Source organism: Cellvibrio sp. (assembly GCF_053579595.1).
In genome coordinates this window covers 1-4262 of the sequence record NZ_JBRFPI010000380.1, presented here as the reverse complement: position 1 = coordinate 4262, position 4262 = coordinate 1, and the positions used below count along the sequence as shown (strand labels likewise).

The 4262-nt window shown below is 45.6% G+C and carries 3 protein-coding genes; all 3 read right to left on the bottom strand.

All coding sequences use genetic code 11. The features are described 5' to 3' along the window. Positions 1–53 precede the first annotated feature (53 nt). The 3 genes from ACWA6V_RS18095 to ACWA6V_RS18085 all read right to left on the bottom strand — a co-directional run bounded on the left by ACWA6V_RS18095 (position 54) and on the right by ACWA6V_RS18085 (position 4219). Complete coding sequence (locus ACWA6V_RS18095) at positions 54–1904, bottom strand: M2 family metallopeptidase (protein WP_449523804.1); 1851 nt, start codon at positions 1902–1904, stop codon at positions 54–56. Between the two features lie 19 nt (positions 1905–1923). After that, positions 1924–3699, bottom strand: a complete 1776-nt coding sequence (locus tag ACWA6V_RS18090; protein ID WP_449523803.1) for a peptide MFS transporter — start codon at positions 3697–3699, stop codon at positions 1924–1926. A 211-nt stretch (positions 3700–3910) separates the two neighbouring features. Next, positions 3911–4219 carry a hypothetical protein gene (locus ACWA6V_RS18085; protein ID WP_449523802.1) on the bottom strand — a complete coding sequence of 103 codons (309 nt, stop codon included), beginning with the start codon at positions 4217–4219 and terminating at the stop codon, positions 3911–3913. Between the last annotated feature and the right edge of the window lie 43 nt (positions 4220–4262).

Here is a 4262-nt window from a genome sequence, read left to right as displayed (position 1 = left end):
CAATAACGCAAGCTGTTTTACTTTTCACCTTATAAAACCCCCTAAAAGCCAGATCACCAACCACACGCCTGCCCTTGGTTTTCTTTCTCCAACCACTGCATCAGCGGTGCAAAATAATCGATGATGGCGGAGGCATCCATTTGGCGGGTGCCTATGGCTTCTTCCAAAACATCTTGCCAGGGTTTGCTGGCGCCCGCAGCGAGCATGGTTTGTAATTTTGCGCCGGCTTCTTTGCTGTTGTAGATAGAGCATTCGTGTAGCGGGCCTTTAAAACCAGCCGCGTCGCACAGGGCTTTGTGGAATTGGAATTGCAAAATATGCGCGATGAAATAGCGTGTGTAAGGAACATTCGCCGCTATATGATATTTTGCACCCGCGTCAAAATCTTGCTCCGTACGTTCAACGGGAGCACTAATGCCTTGATATTTTGTACGCAGCTCCCACCAGGTTTTGTTGTAATCTTCCGGTTTAATTTCACCGGAAAAGACTTTCCAACGCCATTGGTCAATTAATTTTCCGAAAGGCAGAAATGCAATTTTTCCAAGCGCCAATTTCATTTGTTGGTTGATAACGGTTTGCTCGCTACTTTCTGTGCTCTCAATCAAACCGATTGCGTTTAAATAGCCAGGCGTAATGGATAGCACAATCGTATCGCCAATTGCTTCATGAAAACCGTCATTAGCGCCGTTTTGAAACAACATGGGTTTGTCATTGTAAGCCAGGTCATAATAAATATGGCCTAACTCATGGTGGATGGTTTCAAATTCTTCATCCGTTGGTTCGACGCATTGTTTAATGCGTACATCTTCTTTAGCATCCATCGTCCAAGCGCTTGCATGACACACCACTTCGCGGTCGCGCGGTTTGGTGAGCATGGAGTTTTTCCAAAAACTGTCTGGCAGTGAGCGCAAACCTAAAGAAGTGAAAAAGTTTTCTGCAATTTTGGTAATCGCAATGGCATCTTTCTTTTGTTTAACCAAAGCAGCGGTGATATCAAGATCGCCAACACCGGGATAAGGTTCTACCAAATCATAAATACTATCCCACTGCTGGCTCCACATATTGCCGAGTAGATGCGCAGGAATTGGTTTATCTAGCGGTACCTTATCGACGCCGTATTGTTTAGAAAGATCAGTGCGCACTTTACAGTGTAATGCTTTATACAAAGGTTCTACTTGCTGCCACAAACGCTCCACGTCAGCTTCAAATTCATTCGCGGGCATATCGTAGCCCGATTTCCAGGATGCGCCCATATCACTAAAACCGTAAGCGCGCGCGCCGCTATTGGCGATTTCAACATAACGCTGATAGTCGCTGCGATAAGCTCGCGCAATGCTGTGCCATCCCGTCCAAGCATCCACCAATTCGTTGTAGTCGCGGCTTTTGGCGAGCACATCGGATAACTGATTTAAATCGCGGCAATTTTCAGTGCTGCCTTCGGGTTTGCAATATTTTCCTGCACCGTAAACACCTTCCATATGGGTGCCGAGGCCTGCAAGCTCAGCGCGCGCTTCAGGAGTATCAGGCGGCAATAAGGTTTTGCCTTGGGTCATATTGATATAGGCTTTTTTTGTTTCAGCTGACATAGGTGCATCTTTATAGAGGCGCGCCTCCGCTAATAATTCTTTTTCCATCGCCATCCATTTTTCATTGGATTTGGTGGCAAGCATCGCAGAATCATCATTCAGGTAAGTGACATAAACCCACTGCGCGGCGTTGTACTCATAATAATTATCGAGATAGGTTTTGTTTGCACCTGCGATAAATTCATCTACCGATTTAGCGGGTTTAGCAGGTGTTACAGTAGCTTGATCGCTACTGGATGGCGCCTTATTGCAAGCGCCTAAACAACAGAGCGCAATACTGGAGAATAAAATGGTGCGCAGGTTAATTTTGTGTTTCATAACATCATCCTGTGAATAATTAATTAATTCCGCCCATACCGCGTTTCAGCAGTGGTGAAATTACCAACAGCACTATGCCTGCACCCACACCCAGTATGGCCAAGTATTCAAATAAATTGATGTAAGTTGCGAGCATGGCTGTCACATCGGTTTTTTCTGACGTATCAATCGCCGCCAATTTGGATAAACGAGTAGCGAGGGTTTCTGATAGTCCCGTTGCCACAAACCAGGTGCCCATACTCACACCTACAACACGCGGGATCGACAAGGAGGTAACGGCAGATAATCCAATCGGTGATAAACATAATTCGCCGGTGCTGTGGAGAAGATAGGCGAGCACCATCCAGATGGCTGCTACCTTGCCTGCATCATTGGGAAATTGCGCACCGAGTACCAATGCACCAAAACCAAGACCGGCCAACATAATACCGAAAGAAAATTTTACCGGTGTTGAAGGATTCAAACCGCGCGTTGCCAACCAAGGCCAGAGCAACGCAAAAGGAATTGCGAGCAGCATAATAAATGCAGGATTAAGCGCAGCAAATTGACTGGTCACTATCGTGATACCAAAAACATCGCGCTCAAGTACACGATCAGCAAACAAAGTCATAGATGCGGCAGACTGCTCGAACAGTGACCAGAATACAATGGTGAAAATAATCATCACCATCAACACTAGCGTGCGGGTAAATTCAACACTGCGGTGATACATAAAACCGTAAGCAACGAAAATAATCAACGCCAGAAGCGCAGCGTAGAGCCAATATTCCGTTGCTTCATCGGACAGCTGAATAACCTTGTTTTGTGTAAGCACACTGCCAATTCCAATTAGCAACGCCAAGGCAACAAAAAACAAGAAGGCTTTTTGTGATTGCCAGGATTTTGAGTAAATCATCGAGTAGGCAATTATTCCGACGACCCCCAATAGCAGGAAAATATTTTGTGTAACATGCACTACTGGTTCACTTTGCACCAACCACCATACCACCGGTAGCGCAGTCAAACTGGCAATATAAATCCACCACTCTTTTTTGATGCCCACACGTTTTGAATTTAACCAATCAACACAAGGGGATTCTGCGTAGCCTTTTAAATAGCGCTGGCCATATAAAAACGTAAACATCCCGAAAATCATGCCGACACCGGCGAGGCCAAAACCATATTTCCAACCGTAGGTTTCACCCAGCCAACCGCACAATAAAATGGCGGCAAGTGAACCGACGTTGATGCCCATGTAGAACAGGGTAAAACCTGAGTCGCGGCGCGGGTCGTTATCAGCATAAAGTTTGCCAACAATCACAGAGATGTTCGGCTTTAAAAAACCAACGCCAATAACAATAAACGCAATCGCCAAATAAAAAATATTCAGCGCGGCAGTATCTTGCTTGGTGATCTCAGTGGCGAGCACTGTACCAGCGGCTAATACCTCACCCGTTTTCAGGGTTAAGGCTTCAACCAACACGGTACCCGCTGGATAATGCACGGCTTGCTGGCCTTCAAACGCCATTAAAAAATGGCCAATACACAATAAAATTCCACCAAATAAAACGGCACGCCTTGTTCCCAAATACCGGTCAGCAATCAAGCCACCAATTACCGGGGTTGCATAAACTAACCCGGCGTAGGCACCGAGAATATCCAAGCCAGCGCCATCAGAAAATAAATGATATTTGGTGATATAGAGCAGCAGGATGTATTTCATCCCATAAAACGAAAATCGCTCCCACAATTCTGTGCTAAAGCAAACATACAGGCCTTTAGGATGGCCGAGAAAATCACCGCTGTTACTATTCATATAGACAACTTTGTTATTAATTTTACGAAAGTAGGTTTATCACACGCTCTACAACCTCTCACGATCATACAACGTCCGATCAGCCCTATCACTTTTCATCAAACTGACTGCTTGACCCGTTATAGAAAAGCCACGTGCAATTGCTACACGTGGCTTTTACAATGGTGATCCGCAACGATTGAATCATTTAGAATCACCAACAATACCTCAATTAAATTTTCAATGTGTATTCAAGGTAAACCACACGGCCGGTATTGTCATAGAGATCGTAGTGTGGCTCTTCGTACAATCCATTGCGGTCAAACACCGGGTCTTCATCAGTCAAGTTGGTAGCGCCCACTTTCACCTTACCCCAACCCTCTGCATCATAAGTATATGAAGCGTTGATGGTTGTCCAGCTTTTCAGATCTTTATCGCTGGTGTCCAGATAGGCACCGCCTGAACTGTCAAACGCGATAAAATCTTGCTGGGAAGATGCACCTATATAATCGGCAATAATGTTGATCGAGTGCTGCTCCAAACTCCACCCCTTGCAGGCGGTTAAGAAAGGCCTGCTCGGTCAC

What these genes read in the sequence shown, in the direction of transcription:
- ACWA6V_RS18095 (WP_449523804.1), bottom strand. Translation starts at nt 1,904, where the DNA reads ATGAAACACAAAATTAACCTGCGCACCATTTTATTCTCCAGTATTGCG.
- ACWA6V_RS18090 (WP_449523803.1), bottom strand. Translation starts at nt 3,699, where the DNA reads ATGAATAGTAACAGCGGTGATTTTCTCGGCCATCCTAAAGGCCTGTAT.